This is a genomic window from Pandoraea terrigena, assembly GCF_902459705.1.
Taxonomy (GTDB): Bacteria; Pseudomonadota; Gammaproteobacteria; order Burkholderiales; family Burkholderiaceae; genus Pandoraea; species Pandoraea terrigena.
Genome location: NZ_CABPRU010000002.1, coordinates 676,328 through 692,547, shown reverse-complemented (window position 1 = coordinate 692,547; position 16,220 = coordinate 676,328). Strand labels below are relative to the sequence as shown.

The window sequence follows — 16,220 nt, the reverse complement described above, 5'->3', positions numbered from 1 at the left end:
CGTGATGTCACGGACCGCAACGGTCGGCGTGAACGCGCCGCGGCTTTGCGCGCTGCATGCGCCAATGCAAGCGACGCGTCGTGCCAGGCGTGCGGCCCGGGGACGTCAGGCTGGCGTTGTCGCATCGACATCCTCCTCGCAGACGGTGCCTGCCGCGCAATGCCAGAGTCCGGCTTCCCGCAAGGTCATTACGCCTTCACGCTGTGCTTGTGTCGCGAGTTCGTGCGGACTGCGGGACTGCGCAATGTTGGTCGCCTGTGTCGCGCTGATTGGCATCACCTGGAACGCGCCAATGCGCCCCGCGAAACCGGTGCCGTGACAACGCATGCAGGGATGCCCGGCCTGGGCGATGGCCCCCGGCGCCCGCCCCGGTTCGCAGCCCGCCGGACATCGACGTCTGAGCAAGCGCTGTGCGCTGATGAGCAGCAGCGTTGACGAAAGATTGAACGGTGCGACACCGAGATCGAACAAGCGTGCGAGGGTGCTCGTTGCGTCGTTCGCATGGACGGTCGCGAACACGAGGTGTCCGGTCTGTGCCGCCTGCACGGCGATCTCGGCGGTTTGGGCATCGCGAATCTCACCGACGACGAGCACGTCCGGATCCTGCCGGAGAAACGCACGCAAGGCAGTTGCGAAGTCGAGCCCGGCGCGCTCGTTGAGGTTGACCTGCGTGATGCCCGGCAAGCGGATCTCCACCGGGTCTTCGATGGTGACGATATTGCGCGACGTGTCGTTGAGCCTTCGAAGGCAACTATAGAGGGAGACGGTCTTGCCGCTGCCTGTCGGACCGGTCAGCAGGATCATGCCGTGTGGCCGGGCAATCGCGCGCGTGAGCGCGAGATACTGCTTCGGCGTGTAGCCGAGGCCTTCCAGCGAAAGCGGAACCTTTGCGCCGTCGAGCAAGCGCACGACAAGCTTCTCGCCGTGCAGCGTGGGTAATGCGCTGACGCGGCACTCCACGGGTTCGCCGGCTTCGCGCCACACCATGCGCCCGTCCTGCGGCAGACGCCTCTGGGCGATATCCAGATTGGCGAGCACCTTGAGTCGGGAGACGAGCATGTCGCGCCACGACAAGGGCACATCGCTGTACTCGTACAACTGGCCGTCGACGCGCAAACGGATGCGAAAGCGTTGGGCCATCGGTTCGAAGTGCACATCTGACGCGCCGGCCCGAACCGCCTCGCCCAGCATCTGTTCGAGCAACTGCAACGGCGTGGTGGCGTCGCGCGGTGCGGCTGTGGTCGCCGTGGCGCCGGATTCGGAAAAATCAAATGACATGACAGGGTCTGGCGAGTGCTGCGTAAAACGTCAGTCTCGTCAAAACCCCGGGGCGGCTCAATCGGAATTGCCCGAAAAATGGGCGGGTGTCACGTGCAGTGAACGAACGTGGCTCAATCCTGCGACGGCGTTCGTGTGCCCGGCTTGAACAGACGGACCATCTTGATCGCCTGATTGTCGATTTGTACGATTTCCATGCGAACGCCGCTGATCTCGAGGCTGACGGCAGCCTCGGGAATCTCGCGCAGCACTTCGAGGATCAGCCCGTTGAGCGTTTTCGGGCCGTCCGTCGGCAGGTGCAGGTTCAGCCGGCGGTTCAGGTCGCGCAGCCCCACGCCCCCACTGGCCAGGCAATCGTCATCCGACGTCCAGCCTGATCGGCTTCCTCCCGTGCCCGGCATGCTCGTCGTGAACTCGCCGATGAGTTCTTCGATGATGTCCTCGGTGGTGAGTAGTCCTTCGACTTCGCCGTATTCGTTGACGACCAGACCCACGCGCCGGTGGTTCTCCTGGAAATATTGCAACTGGCGTAACGCAGGCGTGTCGCTCGGGATGAAGTACGGCTCGACGAGCAACGCGCGCAAGGTATCGGCCGAGAGATCGTCCGGGTGTTGCAGGGCGGCCAGCGTACGGCGTACCGGCAGGATACCGATGACACGATCGATGTCGCCGTCGTAGACCGGCAGCTTGTTGTGATAGCAGGTCGCGAGCTGCGAGAGGATCGTTTCGAGTGGCGCCGAGATGTCGAGCGCCTCGATGCGCGCGCGCGGCACCATCACGTCGTCGACCGCGATGTTTTCGAGATCCAGCAGATTGAGCAGCACGCTGCGCGGCTTGGTCGGCATGTAGTTGCCGGCCTCGAGCACGATGGTGCGCAGTTCTTCCGTCGTGAGACGCGCTTCGCCTGCCGTGCGCTGCGTGTCAATGTGCAACGCGCGCAGCATGCGGCGCACGACGCCGTTGAGCACCCAGACGAGCGGTGCAGCCACCGTCACGATCGGCTTGAGCATCGTGCTCGCCGGCAGCGCAATGCGCTCGGGGTGTGTCGCGCCGACGATCTTGGGGCCGATCTCGGCGAAAATGATGATGAGCAGCGCAATGAGTGCCGTCGCGATCGACAGCGTGATTGCATCATTACCGAAATAGCGCACCGCGATCGACGTGGTGAGCACGGGCACGACGGTATTGATGACGTTGTTGCCGACGAGGATGGTCGAGAGCAGGTCTTCGGTGCGCGAGAGCAGACCTTGCGTCGCCTTGGCACCGTGCACGTTCATCCGGACCAGGTGTTTCAGGCGATGGCGGTTGAGCGCCATCATGCTCGTTTCGGAAATGGAGAAAAATCCCGAGCAGACGATCAGGAGGGCGACGGCGCAAATTTGCGCCCACAAGGGCAAGGCTTCCAAGCGTTTGGGTGCGCGAAGGGCGCGGGCAGGTGGCAATGATTCGCCACTATAGCAGAGGGGATGCGGGCGTCGGCTGCCGGGTGAGCTGACCCGGCCCGAATGCGTTGGATGCCAAGCCATTCGCGCATCGCCTTAGACGCTTTGGCGCATCGTGACGCGCGCTCACCGCGTTTGCAGCCGGCATAAAAAAACCGCCGGACGCGTCCGGCGGTTTTTTTTCTTTGCTCGCGAGCAAAGGTCATTCTGGTCGGGGTGAGAGGATTCGAACCTCCGGCCTCTACGTCCCGAACGTAGCGCTCTACCAGGCTAAGCTACACCCCGCTTCGATACTGCTACTTCGCCGTTAAGTGCGTCGCGCTATCGAGTAAGAACACAATTCTAGCAGGCTATTTTTGTAATGGGAAGAGGGCAGCGCAGAAATTGTTTGTGCGGCAGCGTCGGCTTCTTCTTTGGCGCGTGCCAGCGTGTAATCGAGTGCGCCCGTGCGTGTAATCGCCGCGAGGATCGGTTCGAACTTGTCGGTGCCGCCATTCTCGATGGCTTCACGCACGAGTGCGCGTTCTTCATCGGTGCCATGTTGCAGCACATGAATGAGCGGTAGCGTCGGCTTGCCCTCGCGCAGATCGTCACCTGCGTTCTTGCCCATCGCGTCGGTGTCGCCGGCGTAGTCGAGCCAATCGTCCATCAACTGGAATGCGGTGCCGAGACGGCCGCCGTATTCGCGCACGGCCGCTTCGGTGTGTGCATCGGCATTGGCCAGCACGGCAGCGAGTTGCGTTGCCGCCTCGAACAGCGTGGCCGTCTTGTATTGGATGACTTGCAGATAGCGGGCTTCGTCGACGTCCGGGTCATGCATGTTCAGCAACTGCAGCACTTCGCCTTCGGCAATCACGTTGGTTGCACGCGCCAGAATCTGCATCACGCGCATGTTGTCCACGCTCACCATCATTTCGAACGACCGCGAATACAGGAAGTCGCCCACCAGTACCGATGCCGCGTTGCCGAACAGCGCGTTCGCCGTTTGCTTGCCGCGGCGCAGGTCGGATTCGTCGACGACGTCGTCGTGCAGCAGCGTCGACGTATGGATGAATTCGATGACCGCCGCCAGCTCGAAGCGATGCGGTGAAGTCACGCCGAGCGCACCTGACACGAGCAGCAGCAACGCCGGGCGCAGGCGTTTGCCGCCCGAATTGATGATGTACTCCGAGATCTGATTGATCAGGACCACCTCGGAGGCCAGCCGGTGGCGGATAAGCTGGTCGACGGCACGCATGTCGTCGGCGATGGCAGCCAGTACGTTCTGGGGAGAAGTCGAAGCAGTCAAGACAAGGCTCGGGTGAGGAAAATTTCGCCCCAAATTATATAGTGGACGCGGTGACTTTCGGGGACCAGCCCGGCGGATTGGCAGGTTTCATGGAAGTCTTTGACGCAAAAGGAGAAAGTCTGTATAATCCCCCGTTTTCGTGCGCGCATTCGTTGCGTCAAGTCCGAAAATACCTCGGTATGACGGTCTGCGGCGGTGCGATGGGCTGGTAAGTCGAGTCCTTTCGGGACCCTCGGCCTGCACGGAAAATTCTCTTGTTTATGAGTGAGGTTCAACAATGTACGCGGTCATAAAAACCGGCGGCAAGCAATATAAGGTTGCGGCTGGCGAAAAACTCAAAGTAGAACAGATACCGGCTGACATTGGCGCTGAAATCACCATCGACCAGGTTCTCGCCGTTGGCGAGGGCGAATCGATTAAGTTCGGTGCGCCGTTGGTCAGTGGGGCTTCCGTCAAGGCTACCGTTATCGCCCAAGGTCGTCACCCCAAGGTGAAGATTTTCAAGATGCGCCGTCGCAAGCACTACCAAAAGCGTCAAGGCCATCGCCAAAACTACACCGAGCTGCGTATCGACAGCATCAACGGCTAATCGATCGAGCTAGGTAAGGAGTTAAGTCATGGCACACAAAAAAGCAGGCGGATCGTCCCGTAACGGCCGCGATTCCGAGTCGAAGCGCCTTGGCGTGAAGGTGTACGGCGGTCAGGCAATCCTGGCTGGCGGTATCATCGTTCGCCAACGGGGTACGCGTATGCATGCCGGCGAAAACGTCGGTATTGGTAAGGACCACACGCTGTTTGCACTGGCCGATGGTCACGTGCAATTCGCCGTCAAGGGCGCAGCGAAGAAGCAAGTGGTCAGCGTGGTGCCGGCAGCGTAAGTCAAGCCTTTTGCCACCAAAAGGCTCCGCTCCCATGCGGAGCCTTTTTTGTTTTTTCCCACCGGTGTGCAGCGAGCAGTCGGCGCGTCGGGCGGGCCAATACACAGAGTTAGGATCGTCTGCGGACGGTCGATTGAGCGGAACGGACCTTCATGAAATTCATTGACGCAGCGCGCATCGAGGTGATCGCCGGGAACGGCGGCAACGGCTCGGCATCGATGCGCCGCGAGAAATTCGTGCCGTTCGGCGGACCCGACGGCGGCGACGGCGGTCGCGGCGGCAGCGTGTTTGCCGTGGCGGATCGCAACATCAACACCCTGATCGATTACCGTTACGCGAGGAAGCACCTCGCGAAGCACGGGGAATCCGGCCGAGGCGCTGATTGCTACGGCAAGGGCGGCGAGGACGTCTACCTGCGCATGCCGGTCGGCACCATCATCAGTGACATGGACACCGGCGAGACCATCGCCGACCTGACCGAACACGGTCAGGAAGTCGTGCTGGCGCAAGGCGGTGCGGGCGGTCTGGGCAACCTGCATTTCAAGTCGAGCACGAACCGCGCGCCCCGCCAGAAGACGGACGGCAAGCCGGGCGAGCGCCGTATGCTCCAGCTCGAGCTGAAGGTGCTCGCAGACGTTGGTCTGCTCGGCATGCCCAATGCGGGCAAGTCGACGTTCATCGCGTCGGTGTCGAATGCGCGCCCGAAGATCGCCGATTATCCGTTCACGACGCTGCACCCGAATCTGGGTGTCGTGCGCACCGCGCCAGGCAAGAGCTTCGTGATCGCGGACATTCCCGGCCTGATCGAAGGCGCGGCCGAAGGCGCCGGCCTCGGTCACCAGTTCCTGCGTCACTTGCAGCGCACCGGCCTGTTGCTTCACATCGTCGACATCGCCCCGTTTGATGATGGTGTCGATCCCGTGGCGGAGGCCAAGGCCATCGTCCTCGAACTCCAGAAGTACGACGAACAACTGTTCGAGAAGCCGCGCTGGCTGGTGCTCAACAAGGTCGACATGGTGCCGGAAGCGGAGCGTGCCGAGCGCGTTGGCGACTTCCTGAAGCGCTTCGCGTGGGAAGGTCCGACCTTCGAGATTTCCGCCCTGACCGGGGAAGGCTGCGAGAAGCTTTGCCTGGCCGTGCAAGAGTATCTGTATCAACAGCGGGGGGCCGTCGAAGAGGCCATGGAAGATGCCGCGCAGGACCCGCGTTTTCGCGAAGGCAGTGCCGCCCCGGTGGCTGATGCCGCGCCGCAAACGCCCCCGGACGACACGCCAAAGGCGTAAACTCCACCTCACTCGAACGCTGGCGATGGCGCGGCCCGTCATCGCACCGACGCCAGCGATCCGGCTGCGGCAGCGGCCCGTCTTCCCAATACAATCGCAGGAGAATCCAGTTCCATGCGTTCGGTCATCGCCGATGCCAAGCGGCTCGTGGTGAAAGTGGGATCCAGTCTCGTGACCAACGATGGTCGTGGGCTGGACGATGTCGCCATTGCGCGCTGGGCGCAACAAATCGCCGCGCTGCGGCATGGTGGCGAGGGTCGTCCGCCAAAGCAGGTGGTGCTTGTCAGCTCGGGGGCCATTGCCGAGGGGATGCAGCGCCTGGGCTGGGCTCGCCGTCCGACGGCCATCGACGAACTGCAGGCTGCGGCGGCCGTGGGCCAGATGGGCCTCGCACAGGTCTATGAGACCCGTTTCGCCGAGCATGGCGTGCGCACCGCACAGATTCTGCTCACGCACGCCGACCTGGCCGACCGCGAACGCTATCTGAACGCGCGGACTACCTTGCTGACGTTGTTGCGCCTTGGCGTGGTGCCGATCATCAACGAGAACGACACGGTCGTGACCGACGAAATCAAGTTCGGCGACAACGACACGCTGGGCGCGCTCGTGACGAATCTGATCGACGGCGACGCGCTGGTCATCCTGACCGATCAATCGGGTCTGTATACGGCCGATCCGCGCAAGAACCCCGAGGCCGAGTTCGTGCACGAGGCCGATGCGGGCGACGAGCGCCTGGAAGCGATGGCCGGGGGCGCGGGCACCAATATCGGCCGCGGCGGCATGCTGACCAAGATCCTGGCGGCAAAGCGTGCAGCGACGAGTGGCGCGCATACGGTGATCGCTTCGGGGCGCGAAGGCGACGTGCTCGTGCGTCTGGCGAACGGCGAGGCCATCGGCACACAATTGGTCGCGCGCACGGCGGTGCTGACTGCCCGCAAGCAATGGATGGCGGATCATTTGCAGGTGCGCGGTCGCGTGGTGATCGACGCGGGCGCGTGCAGGAAGCTGAAGCAGGAGGGCAAGAGCCTGCTACCGATCGGCGTGATCGATGTCGAGGGCACGTTTGCGCGAGGCGAGGTGATCGCCTGCGTGGACGAGGGCGGTCACGAAGTCGCACGGGGGCTGTCGAACTACAGTGCCTCGGAGGCGCGCCTGATTCGGCGTCGCCCGAGCAGCGACATCGAGCAGGTGCTGGGCTTTGCGAACGAGCCTGAGCTGATCCATCGCGATAACCTGATCTTGCGCTGAGGCGCAGGGCGGGGCGATGAGCTCGCGTCAGCCAGTCAGAACGCCGGCACGCTATGCGTGACCGGCGTTTTTTGCATGAGGGCGGTCAAGGGAAATCGACCGTCCATCGCGGCTCACCGATAGTTCTGGTTCTGATCGAACGTCGGGAAGCGCAGGTTCTGCACAATTTCCCGGGCGTCACCGAGCGGTGACTTGTCGCGACAGAGGTAGTCGCGGAACAGGATGCCCTGATAGGCCGTCGACCCGTACGGGCGGATCGGACGCCATTCGCTGTTGCGCGCGGCAACCCATGTGCCATCCGGGCGGCCCGTCGCGTACAGGCGCGACTCGAACGACGAGCAATGGATGCCCTCGAACGAAACGTTGCGCGCCCCTTGCTTGCTCCGGATCACCGCGATGTAGCGAACCACGCCGTCCTTGGTCACCTGCACCGACTTTGTGTCGATCGCGTAGTCGAGCGTGGCGTTCGGCAGGGTGGGAAAGCTCACCAGATCGGCGTCTTGCGGGGCCGTCGCCGGCAAGGTGAATTCGGCTTCCTTCCACTTGCCCTTGGCGGCTTCCTGCTGGGCGACGTATTCGTCGAAGTCCTGAGTGGGCTTCATCGTGCCGCTGCAAGCGGTTATCAGCGCCAGCGCGGCCAGCGGGGCGAGGGCAGTCAGGCGCGGGGCGCGGCGAACGAAGGAAAGGCGCATGGCGTGGGATCGAGATGTCGGTTGGACGGCGGACGAACGATAACGGACGATCCGCGCGGCATCCTGGGGGATGCCAGGTCAAAAGGGGGACGCGGGCATGTCGCCCGCGGCCGATGATCGCATAGTAGGACAGGCCGACGGCGGCCCGGTTCAGTGCTCCCGGGGCGGTGTGCCGACACCGGTGGCGCCTGCCAGTTCACTCGTGTCGCCGGCCCCGCCGCTACCGTCGTCACTGCCGCAGGTGTCGTCATGCGCACGGGTCGCGCCCGGCGGCAATTCCCCGACCCGGGCCCCGGCGCGCGGAAACCGTCGCCGATCCTGCTGAGTCCGCGCGGCCGAGCGTCGCAGGTAGCGCGAGAGTTCATTCAGCGCGAGCTGGTACACGTCGCGCTTGAATTCGATCACGGCATCCAGCGGCACCCAGTACTCGTTCCAGCGCCAGGCATCGAACTCCGGATGCTCGGTGGCGCGCAGGCAGATATCGCAGTCGCGGCCGACCATGCGCAGCAGGAACCAGATTTGCTTCTGGCCCCGGTAATGTCCGCGCACTTCGCGCTTGATGAATTTGTCCGGCACCTCATAACGCAGCCAGTCGCGCGTGCGACCGATGATTTTGACGTGTTCTGGCTTTAGCCCGGTTTCCTCGTGCAATTCTCGGAACATGGCCTGTTCGGGCGTTTCGCCGTACTTGATGCCGCCTTGCGGGAACTGCCAGGAGTGCTCGCCCAGCCGCTTGCCCCAGAACACTTCATTGCGTGCGTTTAAGAGGATGATGCCGACGTTCGGGCGAAAGCCTTCACGGTCAAGCATACAACCACCCTTGAATCCTTTAAAATTGCTTCGATTATAAACAGATAATCACCGGCGCGGCGGCCGGCGGCGGCTCGGGTGACCGGGGCGGCGTGTACGGCCGGCGGGTGTCTCAGGGGGCGGCGACGAAGTTCGGGCATGCCCCGGCCTCGCTCCCGGCAACAGACCGAGCCGCCGTCCGCGCCGTTGACCCTCATTTTTCCCGGAAATTTGCATGAAAGCCTCTCGCTTTTTCATCGGCACGCTCAAGGAAGCCCCCGCCGACGCCGAAATCGTCAGCCACAAGCTGATGATGCGCGCCGGCATGATTCGCCGCGTGGCCGGTGGTATCTACGATTACCTGCCCATCGGCCTGCGCTCGATCCGCAAGGTCGAAGCCGTTGTCCGTGAAGAAATGAACCGCGCCGGTGCGCTCGAGCTGCTCATGCCGGCGGTCCAGCCGGCCGAACTGTGGCAGGAATCGGGGCGCTGGGAGCAGTACGGTCCCGAGCTGCTGCGCCTGAAGGATCGCAACGCGCGCGAATTCGTCGTCGGACCGACCCACGAGGAAGTGGTGACGGACATCGCCCGGCGCGAAATCAAGAGCTACCGCCAACTGCCGGTGAACTTCTACCAGGTGCAGACCAAGTTCCGCGACGAGATTCGTCCGCGTTTCGGCGTAATGCGCGGGCGGGAATTCATCATGAAGGACGCCTACTCCTTCGATAAGGACCGTGCCGGCATGGCCGTGTCCTACCAGAAGATGTTCGACGCCTACGTGCGCATCTTCACGCGTCTGGGCCTCGAATTCCGCGCCGTGGTGGCCGACAATGGTTCCATCGGCGGCTCCGGCTCGCACGAGTTCCACGTGATTGCCGACACTGGCGAGGACGCCATCGCCTATTGCCCGACGTCCGACTATGCGGCCAACGTGGAAATGGCCGAGGCACTCGCTCCCCAGGGCGAACGCGCGGCGCCTGCCGAGGCCATGACCAAGACGGCCACGCCGGGTAAGGCCAAGTGCGAAGCCGTCGCGGAACTGCTCTCGATCCCGCTCTCGCGCACGGTCAAGTCGATCGTGCTCGCCACCGACAGCGAAGCTTCCGGCACGACCGTCTGGCTGCTCCTGCTGCGCGGCGATCACGACCTGAACGAGATCAAGGCGAGCAAGGTGCCGGGGCTGTCCGGCCTGCGTTTTGCCAGCGAAGCCGAGATCGTCGATACGTTCGGCACGCCGCCGGGTTATCTGGGCCCGATCGGCACGAAGAAGCCGGTGAAGCTCGTGGTCGATCGCTCGGTCGCCAAAATGAGCGATTTCGTGGTTGGCGCGAACGAGGTCGATTTCCACATCACCGGGGTGAACTGGGGGCGCGATCTGCCTGAGCCGGAAGTCGTGGCCGATCTGCGCAACATCGTGCCGGGCGACGTCTCGCCGGACGGCAAGGGCGAGATTGCGCTGTGCCGTGGCATCGAAGTGGGCCACGTGTTCCAGTTGGGCACCAAGTATTCGGACGCCATGGGCGCCACCTTCCTTGACGAAACCGGCAAGCCGGCGCCGATGGAGATGGGCTGCTACGGCATCGGCATCACGCGTATTCTCGGTGCCGCCATCGAACAGAACTTCGATGATCGCGGGATCATCTGGCCGGAATCGATGGCCCCGTTCGAAGTGGTGTTGTGCCCGATGGGCTACGAGCGCAGCGATGCCGTGCGCGCGGCGGCCGATAAGCTCTACGACGACCTGCTGGGCGCCGGCATCGACGTGATTCTCGACGATCGTGGCGAGCGTCCCGGCGTGATGTTCGCCGACTGGGAACTGATCGGCGTGCCGCATCGTGTGGTGATCGGCGACCGGGGCCTGAAGGAAGGCAAGCTCGAGTACCAGGGCCGGCGCGAAGCGCAAGCGCAGTTGCTCGACGTTGCCGCCGTGGCGGACATCGTCATCAGCAAGGTGCGGGCCGCCAAGACGGTCTGATCGCGACTACGTGGCACGCCGGTGGGCGCATGCTCGCTGGCGTGCCAGTCATGAAAAAGGGGCCTCGCAGGCCCCTTTGTCGTCACGATGCGAACGGGACGTCGTCCCGCGGCGGCGCTCAGCGCGGCGTGGTCAACGCGCGGATCGTCGGCAGGTTGCGCCAGTAACCCTTGGCGTCCATGCCGCAACCGAAGACATAGCGGTCCGGCACCGTGAAGCCGCAGAAATCCGGATGCGACGGCTTTTCCTTCGTCAGGATCTTCTCGCACAGCACGGCGCTGTAGAACTTCGAGGCGCCCATCTCCAGGATCCGGTCGCGAATTGCCGCCATGGTGGCGCCTTCGTCGAGGATGTCGTCGAGCACGAGTACCACCCGATCGCGCACCGAGTCGCGCGGCGCCACGCGCCATTGCATCGCCCCACCCGTCGTGGTGTTGTTGTAGCGCGAGAGGTGGATGTAGTCGAACTCCAGCGGGAAGTCCAGGCGCGGCAGCAGCATGCCGGTGAAGACGGCCGCACCGCCCATGACCGAGAGCACCATCGGGAATGCGTCGCCAACGGCGTCCTTGATGGCCTTGGCCATCGTGTCGATGGAGCGGTTCACGTCGTCGGCCGAGACGATCTCTTCGGAATTGCGGAAAACTTCGAGGGCTTCTTCGCGGTTCATATGGGGCGACCCTGTGGAACGTGTTGCGGGGAGATGTCGCTACGTGCGCGCTACGTGCGGCCCGGAGTATATACGGAATGCCCGCCGGCGTTACGGCAGGCAACCGAATAAGCCCCGGTCAGCGCATACCGGGCATCATGCCTTTCATGCTGCGCATCATCTTCATCATGCCGCCGCCTTTGAGTTTCTTCATCATGGTGCGCATCTGGTCGTACTGATTGAGCATGCGATTGACTTCCTGCACTTGAACGCCCGCACCGGCGGCGATACGGCGCTTGCGGCTCGCCTTGATCAGTTCCGGCTTGGCGCGCTCGGAAGGCGTCATCGCGTTGATGATGCCCTCCATGCGACGCACCTGCTTCTCGGCCTGATCCATATTGGTCTGGCTGGCGGCCGCCTGGAATTGCGCGGGTAGCTTGTCCATGAGCGACGACAGGCCGCCCATGTTCTTCATCTGGCCGATCTGGGCCTTGAAGTCGTTCAGGTCGAAGTCGCCGCCTTTCTTGACCTTCTCGGCGAGCTTTTGCGCGGCTTGCACGTCGACGCCACGTTGCGCTTCCTCGACGAGCGCGAGAATGTCGCCCATGCCGAGAATCCGGTTCGCCATGCGATCCGGGTAGAAGACTTCGAGGCCGTCGAGCTTTTCGCCCACACCGACGAACTTGATCGGCTTGCCGGTGATGTGGCGCACCGACAGCGCCGCACCGCCGCGCGAGTCGCCGTCGAGCTTGGTGAGCACCACGCCGGTGAGCGGCAGCGCGTCGTTGAAGGCACGCGCGGTGTTGACGGCGTCCTGACCCAGCATGGCGTCGACGACGAACAGCGTTTCGATCGGTTTCAGCTCGGCGTGCAGGGCGCTGATTTCCTGCATCATCGCTTCGTCGATGCCGAGCCGGCCGGCCGTGTCGACGAGCAGCACGTCATGGTGATGGCGTCGGGCCCAGTCGACAGCCGCGCGGGCAATGTCCACCGGTTTCTGATCGGGCTGCGACGGGAAGAAGTCGGCATCGACCTGCTTCGTCACCGTCTCCAATTGGGCGATGGCGGCCGGGCGATAGACGTCGGTGGAGACCGTGAGGACTTTCTTCTTCTGGCCGCGCAGCAGCCTGGCGAGCTTGCCGACGGTGGTCGTCTTGCCGGCACCTTGCAGACCGGCCATCAGGATGATGGCGGGCGGGGTGGTCGCGAGATTGAGTTCGGCGGCGCGGCCTTCGTAATCGCCGCCCATGAGCGCGGTCAGCTCGCGCTGCACCACGCCGACGAGCGCCTGGCCCGGCGAGAGGCTGGAAATGACTTCCTCGCCGAGCGCCTTCTCCCTGACCTTGGCGACGAAATCGCGCACCACGGGCAGGGCGACGTCGGCCTCGAGCAGGGCGAGACGGACTTCACGCAGCATTTCCTGCGTGTTGGCCTCGGTCAGGCGGGCTTCGCCGCGCAGCGTCTTGACGACCTTGGCTAGGCGCGTAGTGAGATTGTCGAGCATGAAACGTATCCTGTAAGACCTGCAGCGGCCCCGTTCGCCCCGCCGTTCGGCCCCGGAGGGACGCCGGGCGAGCACGGCAGCGCGCCCGTCATGGGCTGGTGTAAACTTCAAACATGACTATTTTACTGTATGCGCTGACCGCCATCCTCTACGCCGGATTGGCGGTTTGTTCGTGGCAAGGGTACCGACGCAACGCTGCGCTCGCACTGGCGGGCGGGCAGGTCGCACCTGTGCCGGTCGCGGGTAAGCCATCGCGCTGGCCGATGCAGCTTTCGCTGTTCGTCACGCTCGCGTTGCACGGGGCGTTGCTGCATCAAACGATCTTCCGCGCCGACAGTATGCATTTCGGTTTCGCGTACATGCTCTCGGCCATGCTGTGGCTCTCGGTCGGGATCTACTGGATCGAGAGTTTCTTCTTTCCGCTCGACAGCCTGCGGTTGATGGTGACCCCTGTGGCCGCCGTTGCCTGCGTGCTGCCGATGATTTTTCCGGATGTGCGCATCCTGGGTTATGCGGCGGAGCCGATTTTCAAGGCGCACTTCATCATCGCCAACATGGCCTATGGGCTGTTCGCGTTGGCTGCGCTGCACGCGCTGTTGATGCTGTACGCCGAGCGGCAACTGCATCCGTCGCGCCGCGGCGACGCGGCCGGTTGGCTCTCGCACTGGCTTGAGACGTTGCCGCCGTTGCTCACGATGGAAAAGCTGTTGTTCCGGTTGATCGGCGCAGGGTTCGTGCTGCTGACCCTGACGTTGATCTCCGGCGTGATGTTCTCCGAGGCGCTGTTCGGGCGTGCGGTGCGCATCGATCACAAGACCGTGTTCGCGGTGGTGTCGTGGCTGATGTTCGGCGCGGTGCTGCTGGGCCGGCACTTCTATGGGTGGCGCGGCAAGATCGCGCTACGTTGGGTTCTGGCGTCGTTCGTGGCGCTGTTGTTGGCGTATGTCGGTTCTCGCTTCGTGCTTGAGGTGGTGCTGCATCGCATGACGGAGACTTGAAGCGCGATGCGCAATATCCTGTTGTTACTGGTGCTGCTGATCGTTGGCACATGGTGGATGCGAAGCAACGAGCGCAAGCGCAATAGCGAGCGCATGCGGCCCCCGGGCGCGAACGACGCGCGCACGACGGCGCGTCAGGCGCTGCCGCCGGCCGAGCGCATGGTGCGGTGCAGCGAGTGCGATACCTATCTTCCCGAGAGCGAGGCCATCGCCGGCGCGGGCGGCAGGCACTTTTGCAGCGGTGAACACCGCGACGCCTACCTGGCGCGCGAACGACGCGCCTGAGTCCCGCTGGGCGGCCCCGCCGCGCAGCGATGCGACATTCTCCCGTGGTTCCCATCACGGCACCTGCACGTGCCGGCTTGCGCATGCCTGCCGCATGCACTAAAACACAGTAACCGGCCCCGCTCACAAACAGAATAATCATCGAGGGGCATGACGACAGGAGGGCGCAACATGCTAATGCGCAGACGGATGTATTTTCTTCTTCCCGATCTGGCGAGTGCCCAGCGCACGATGAGCGATTTATTGCTCTCCCGGGTCGAGGAGCGTCACATCCACTTTATGGCACGTGACGAAATGGAACTGGAGGGACTGCACGAGGCTAACCTGCTACAGAGTTCCGATATCGTGCACGGCGCCGAAGCCGGGCTCGTGATCGGCGGGTTCTGTGGTCTGGCAGTCGGTGCAGTCGCCGCGTTTTTCCCCATCGTGGGCGCGCGGCCCCAGTGGGAATTGATGATTGTGACGGCACCGCTCGGTGCGCTCTTTGGCGCCTGGGTGTCGAGCATGATCGGCGTGTCGGTGCCGAACTCGCGACTCAAGGCGTTTCGCGAGCCGCTTGAGCGCGGCATGATTCTGCTGATGGTGGATGTGCGTGACGGTCGCGTCGATGAGATTCGCGAGATGCTGAAGGCCCATCACCCCGAAGCGCACATGGAAGGGGTGGAGTCCGCCATTCCAGCCTTTCCTTGATCGATGGCGATCATGGCGTTAAGCGAGGGCACTGTATCGAAAGCGATGACAGGGTTGGCGAAGGCAATGCGTTTCACCGGCCGGCGACGGCCAGGAGCGCCGCACCTGTGAGCGGCGCGGGATGGTGCACGTGCCGTACGGCACGAGAGCGACATCATCCCCGGGCGTGGTCACGCCCACAGAAGCCTCTCGGCCGGGTAAGGCGGGAGGCTTCTTCTTTGGGCGGTTCCCTTGACTCCCTGGACGCCCTTGACGGGATGACAACGGTTGGCGCGCTACCGGCCACGCGTGGCGGGTTCACCCGTTGCCCACGCCGGACATGCCGCCGACGGTGTTGCGCCAAGTGGGCTACAATGGCGCCCCTCGCTCTACGGGAGTCCGCTGTGCCCGTCATGCTCCAGTCATCCGCGCACCCTCGCCTTGCGCCCCGGTCGTGCGGCCGCGTCACGACGCGTGCCTTGCTGCGCCGAGGTGACGCATGAACGCGCCGGACCCCGGCCTGGTGCTCACGCTCGACGCCGATGGCTGGATACGCGAAGCCGAGCGGTTGCCGTCGCCCAACTTCGACCGGCGTCCAGAGGGCATGCCGACCGACCTGCTCGTCGTGCACAATATTTCGTTGCCGCCCGGTCAATTCGGTGGCGACGAGATCGCCGCGTTCTTCCAGAACCGGCTCGACCACGACGCGCATCCGTTCTTCGATGAGATCCGCGGTGTGCAGGTCTCGTCGCACTTTCTGGTGCGGCGCGATGGTGCGTTGCAGCAGTTCGTGTCGTGCGACGCGCGTGCCTGGCATGCCGGGGCGTCGTCGTTCGAAGGGCGAACGCGCTGCAACGATTTTTCGATCGGCGTGGAGTTGGAGGGTACCGACGACGTGCCGTTTACGGCAGCGCAGTACGTCACGCTGGCAGCGCTCACGCGCGCGTTGCGTGAGCATTATCCGATTCAAACCGTGGCCGGACATGCCGATATTGCCCCGGGTCGGAAGACGGACCCGGGACCGTACTTCGAGTGGCAGCGATTGCGCCGGATGGCAGCGCTCAACCCGGAGGCGCTGCCATTTCAGCCGGCCGAATAATCCCCATCCGGGGGCAGGTTTTGCTTGACACGACGATGCCACGGGCCTTCCGGGCGAGAGAAATTTTTGGGTTTGCGGAGTGCGTCATCTCCACTATACTTAGTGTCAATTCCAGTGCCGACCACTACATCTAGTGGTTGATGTTG

The 16,220-nt window shown here is 63.5% G+C and carries 16 protein-coding genes and 1 tRNA gene; 9 read left to right on the top strand and 8 right to left on the bottom strand.

Annotation, left to right across the window (positions count from 1 at the left end; genetic code table 11):
* Nucleotides 1–105: 105 nt before the first annotated feature.
* The 4 genes from PTE31013_RS07425 to PTE31013_RS07410 form a co-directional block, all read right to left on the bottom strand.
* Nucleotides 106–1,278: a GspE/PulE family protein gene (locus PTE31013_RS07425; RefSeq protein WP_150612137.1), complete on the bottom strand. Its 1,173-nt coding sequence runs from the start codon at nt 1,276–1,278 to the stop codon at nt 106–108.
* 113 nt (nt 1,279–1,391) lie between these two features.
* The gene (locus tag PTE31013_RS07420; protein ID WP_174978462.1) at nt 1,392–2,684 is read right to left on the bottom strand and encodes an HlyC/CorC family transporter; all 1,293 of its coding nucleotides are present in this window, start codon (nt 2,682–2,684) and stop codon (nt 1,392–1,394) included.
* A 244-nt stretch (nt 2,685–2,928) separates the two neighbouring features.
* Nucleotides 2,929–3,005: transfer RNA gene (locus PTE31013_RS07415), tRNA-Pro, on the bottom strand.
* A gap of 22 nt (nt 3,006–3,027) precedes the next feature.
* Nucleotides 3,028–3,957 (bottom strand): polyprenyl synthetase family protein, encoded by a 930-nt coding sequence (locus tag PTE31013_RS07410; RefSeq protein WP_246174021.1) that lies wholly within the window; start codon nt 3,955–3,957, stop codon nt 3,028–3,030.
* Between the two features lie 328 nt (nt 3,958–4,285).
* Between PTE31013_RS07410 and rplU the strand changes: the two genes are divergently transcribed.
* The 4 genes from rplU to proB all read left to right on the top strand — a co-directional run bounded on the left by rplU (nt 4,286) and on the right by proB (nt 7,417).
* Nucleotides 4,286–4,597: a 50S ribosomal protein L21 gene (rplU, locus tag PTE31013_RS07405; RefSeq protein ID WP_010803930.1), complete on the top strand. Its 312-nt coding sequence runs from the start codon at nt 4,286–4,288 to the stop codon at nt 4,595–4,597.
* Between the two features lie 28 nt (nt 4,598–4,625).
* On the top strand, nt 4,626–4,886 hold the full coding sequence (rpmA, locus tag PTE31013_RS07400) for a 50S ribosomal protein L27 (RefSeq protein WP_010803931.1): 261 nt from the start codon (nt 4,626–4,628) through the stop codon (nt 4,884–4,886).
* 152 nt (nt 4,887–5,038) lie between these two features.
* The gene (cgtA, locus tag PTE31013_RS07395) at nt 5,039–6,169 is read left to right on the top strand and encodes an Obg family GTPase CgtA (RefSeq protein WP_150612134.1); all 1,131 of its coding nucleotides are present in this window, start codon (nt 5,039–5,041) and stop codon (nt 6,167–6,169) included.
* Nucleotides 6,170–6,283: 114 nt separating this feature from the next.
* Entirely contained in the window at nt 6,284–7,417 is a 1,134-nt protein-coding gene (gene proB, locus PTE31013_RS07390; RefSeq protein ID WP_150612133.1) for a glutamate 5-kinase, read from the top strand.
* A 113-nt stretch (nt 7,418–7,530) separates the two neighbouring features.
* Here proB and PTE31013_RS07385 read toward each other — a convergent pair whose 3' ends face one another.
* Together PTE31013_RS07385 and PTE31013_RS07380 are read right to left on the bottom strand one after the other, a co-directional pair.
* A complete protein-coding gene (locus PTE31013_RS07385) occupies nt 7,531–8,109 on the bottom strand; it encodes a CNP1-like family protein (protein WP_150612132.1) in 579 nt (192 codons plus the stop codon).
* Between the two features lie 150 nt (nt 8,110–8,259).
* Complete coding sequence (locus PTE31013_RS07380; RefSeq protein WP_174978461.1) at nt 8,260–8,919, bottom strand: RNA pyrophosphohydrolase; 660 nt, start codon at nt 8,917–8,919, stop codon at nt 8,260–8,262.
* Nucleotides 8,920–9,133: 214 nt separating this feature from the next.
* On the opposite strand from PTE31013_RS07380, the gene PTE31013_RS07370 reads away from it, so the two are divergent.
* Entirely contained in the window at nt 9,134–10,873 is a 1,740-nt protein-coding gene (locus PTE31013_RS07370) for a proline--tRNA ligase (RefSeq protein WP_150612130.1), read from the top strand.
* A gap of 118 nt (nt 10,874–10,991) precedes the next feature.
* On the opposite strand, the gene PTE31013_RS07365 is transcribed toward PTE31013_RS07370, so the two are convergent.
* Nucleotides 10,992–11,540: a hypoxanthine-guanine phosphoribosyltransferase gene (locus PTE31013_RS07365; protein ID WP_150612129.1), complete on the bottom strand. Its 549-nt coding sequence runs from the start codon at nt 11,538–11,540 to the stop codon at nt 10,992–10,994.
* Nucleotides 11,541–11,658: 118 nt separating this feature from the next.
* A complete protein-coding gene (ffh, locus tag PTE31013_RS07360; protein ID WP_150612128.1) occupies nt 11,659–13,023 on the bottom strand; it encodes a signal recognition particle protein in 1,365 nt (454 codons plus the stop codon).
* A gap of 113 nt (nt 13,024–13,136) precedes the next feature.
* Here ffh and PTE31013_RS07355 point away from each other — a divergent pair, with 113 nt between their 5' ends.
* The 4 genes from PTE31013_RS07355 to ampD all read left to right on the top strand — a co-directional run bounded on the left by PTE31013_RS07355 (nt 13,137) and on the right by ampD (nt 16,074).
* Nucleotides 13,137–14,021, top strand: a complete 885-nt coding sequence (locus PTE31013_RS07355; RefSeq protein WP_150612127.1) for a cytochrome C assembly family protein — start codon at nt 13,137–13,139, stop codon at nt 14,019–14,021.
* Nucleotides 14,022–14,027: 6 nt separating this feature from the next.
* The gene (locus PTE31013_RS07350) at nt 14,028–14,306 is read left to right on the top strand and encodes a PP0621 family protein (protein ID WP_150612126.1); all 279 of its coding nucleotides are present in this window, start codon (nt 14,028–14,030) and stop codon (nt 14,304–14,306) included.
* A 177-nt stretch (nt 14,307–14,483) separates the two neighbouring features.
* Entirely contained in the window at nt 14,484–14,996 is a 513-nt protein-coding gene (locus PTE31013_RS07345) for a DUF1269 domain-containing protein (protein WP_150612229.1), read from the top strand.
* 478 nt (nt 14,997–15,474) lie between these two features.
* Nucleotides 15,475–16,074 carry a 1,6-anhydro-N-acetylmuramyl-L-alanine amidase AmpD gene (gene ampD, locus PTE31013_RS07340; RefSeq protein WP_150612125.1) on the top strand — a complete coding sequence of 200 codons (600 nt, stop codon included), beginning with the start codon at nt 15,475–15,477 and terminating at the stop codon, nt 16,072–16,074.
* Nucleotides 16,075–16,220: the final 146 nt, after the last annotated feature.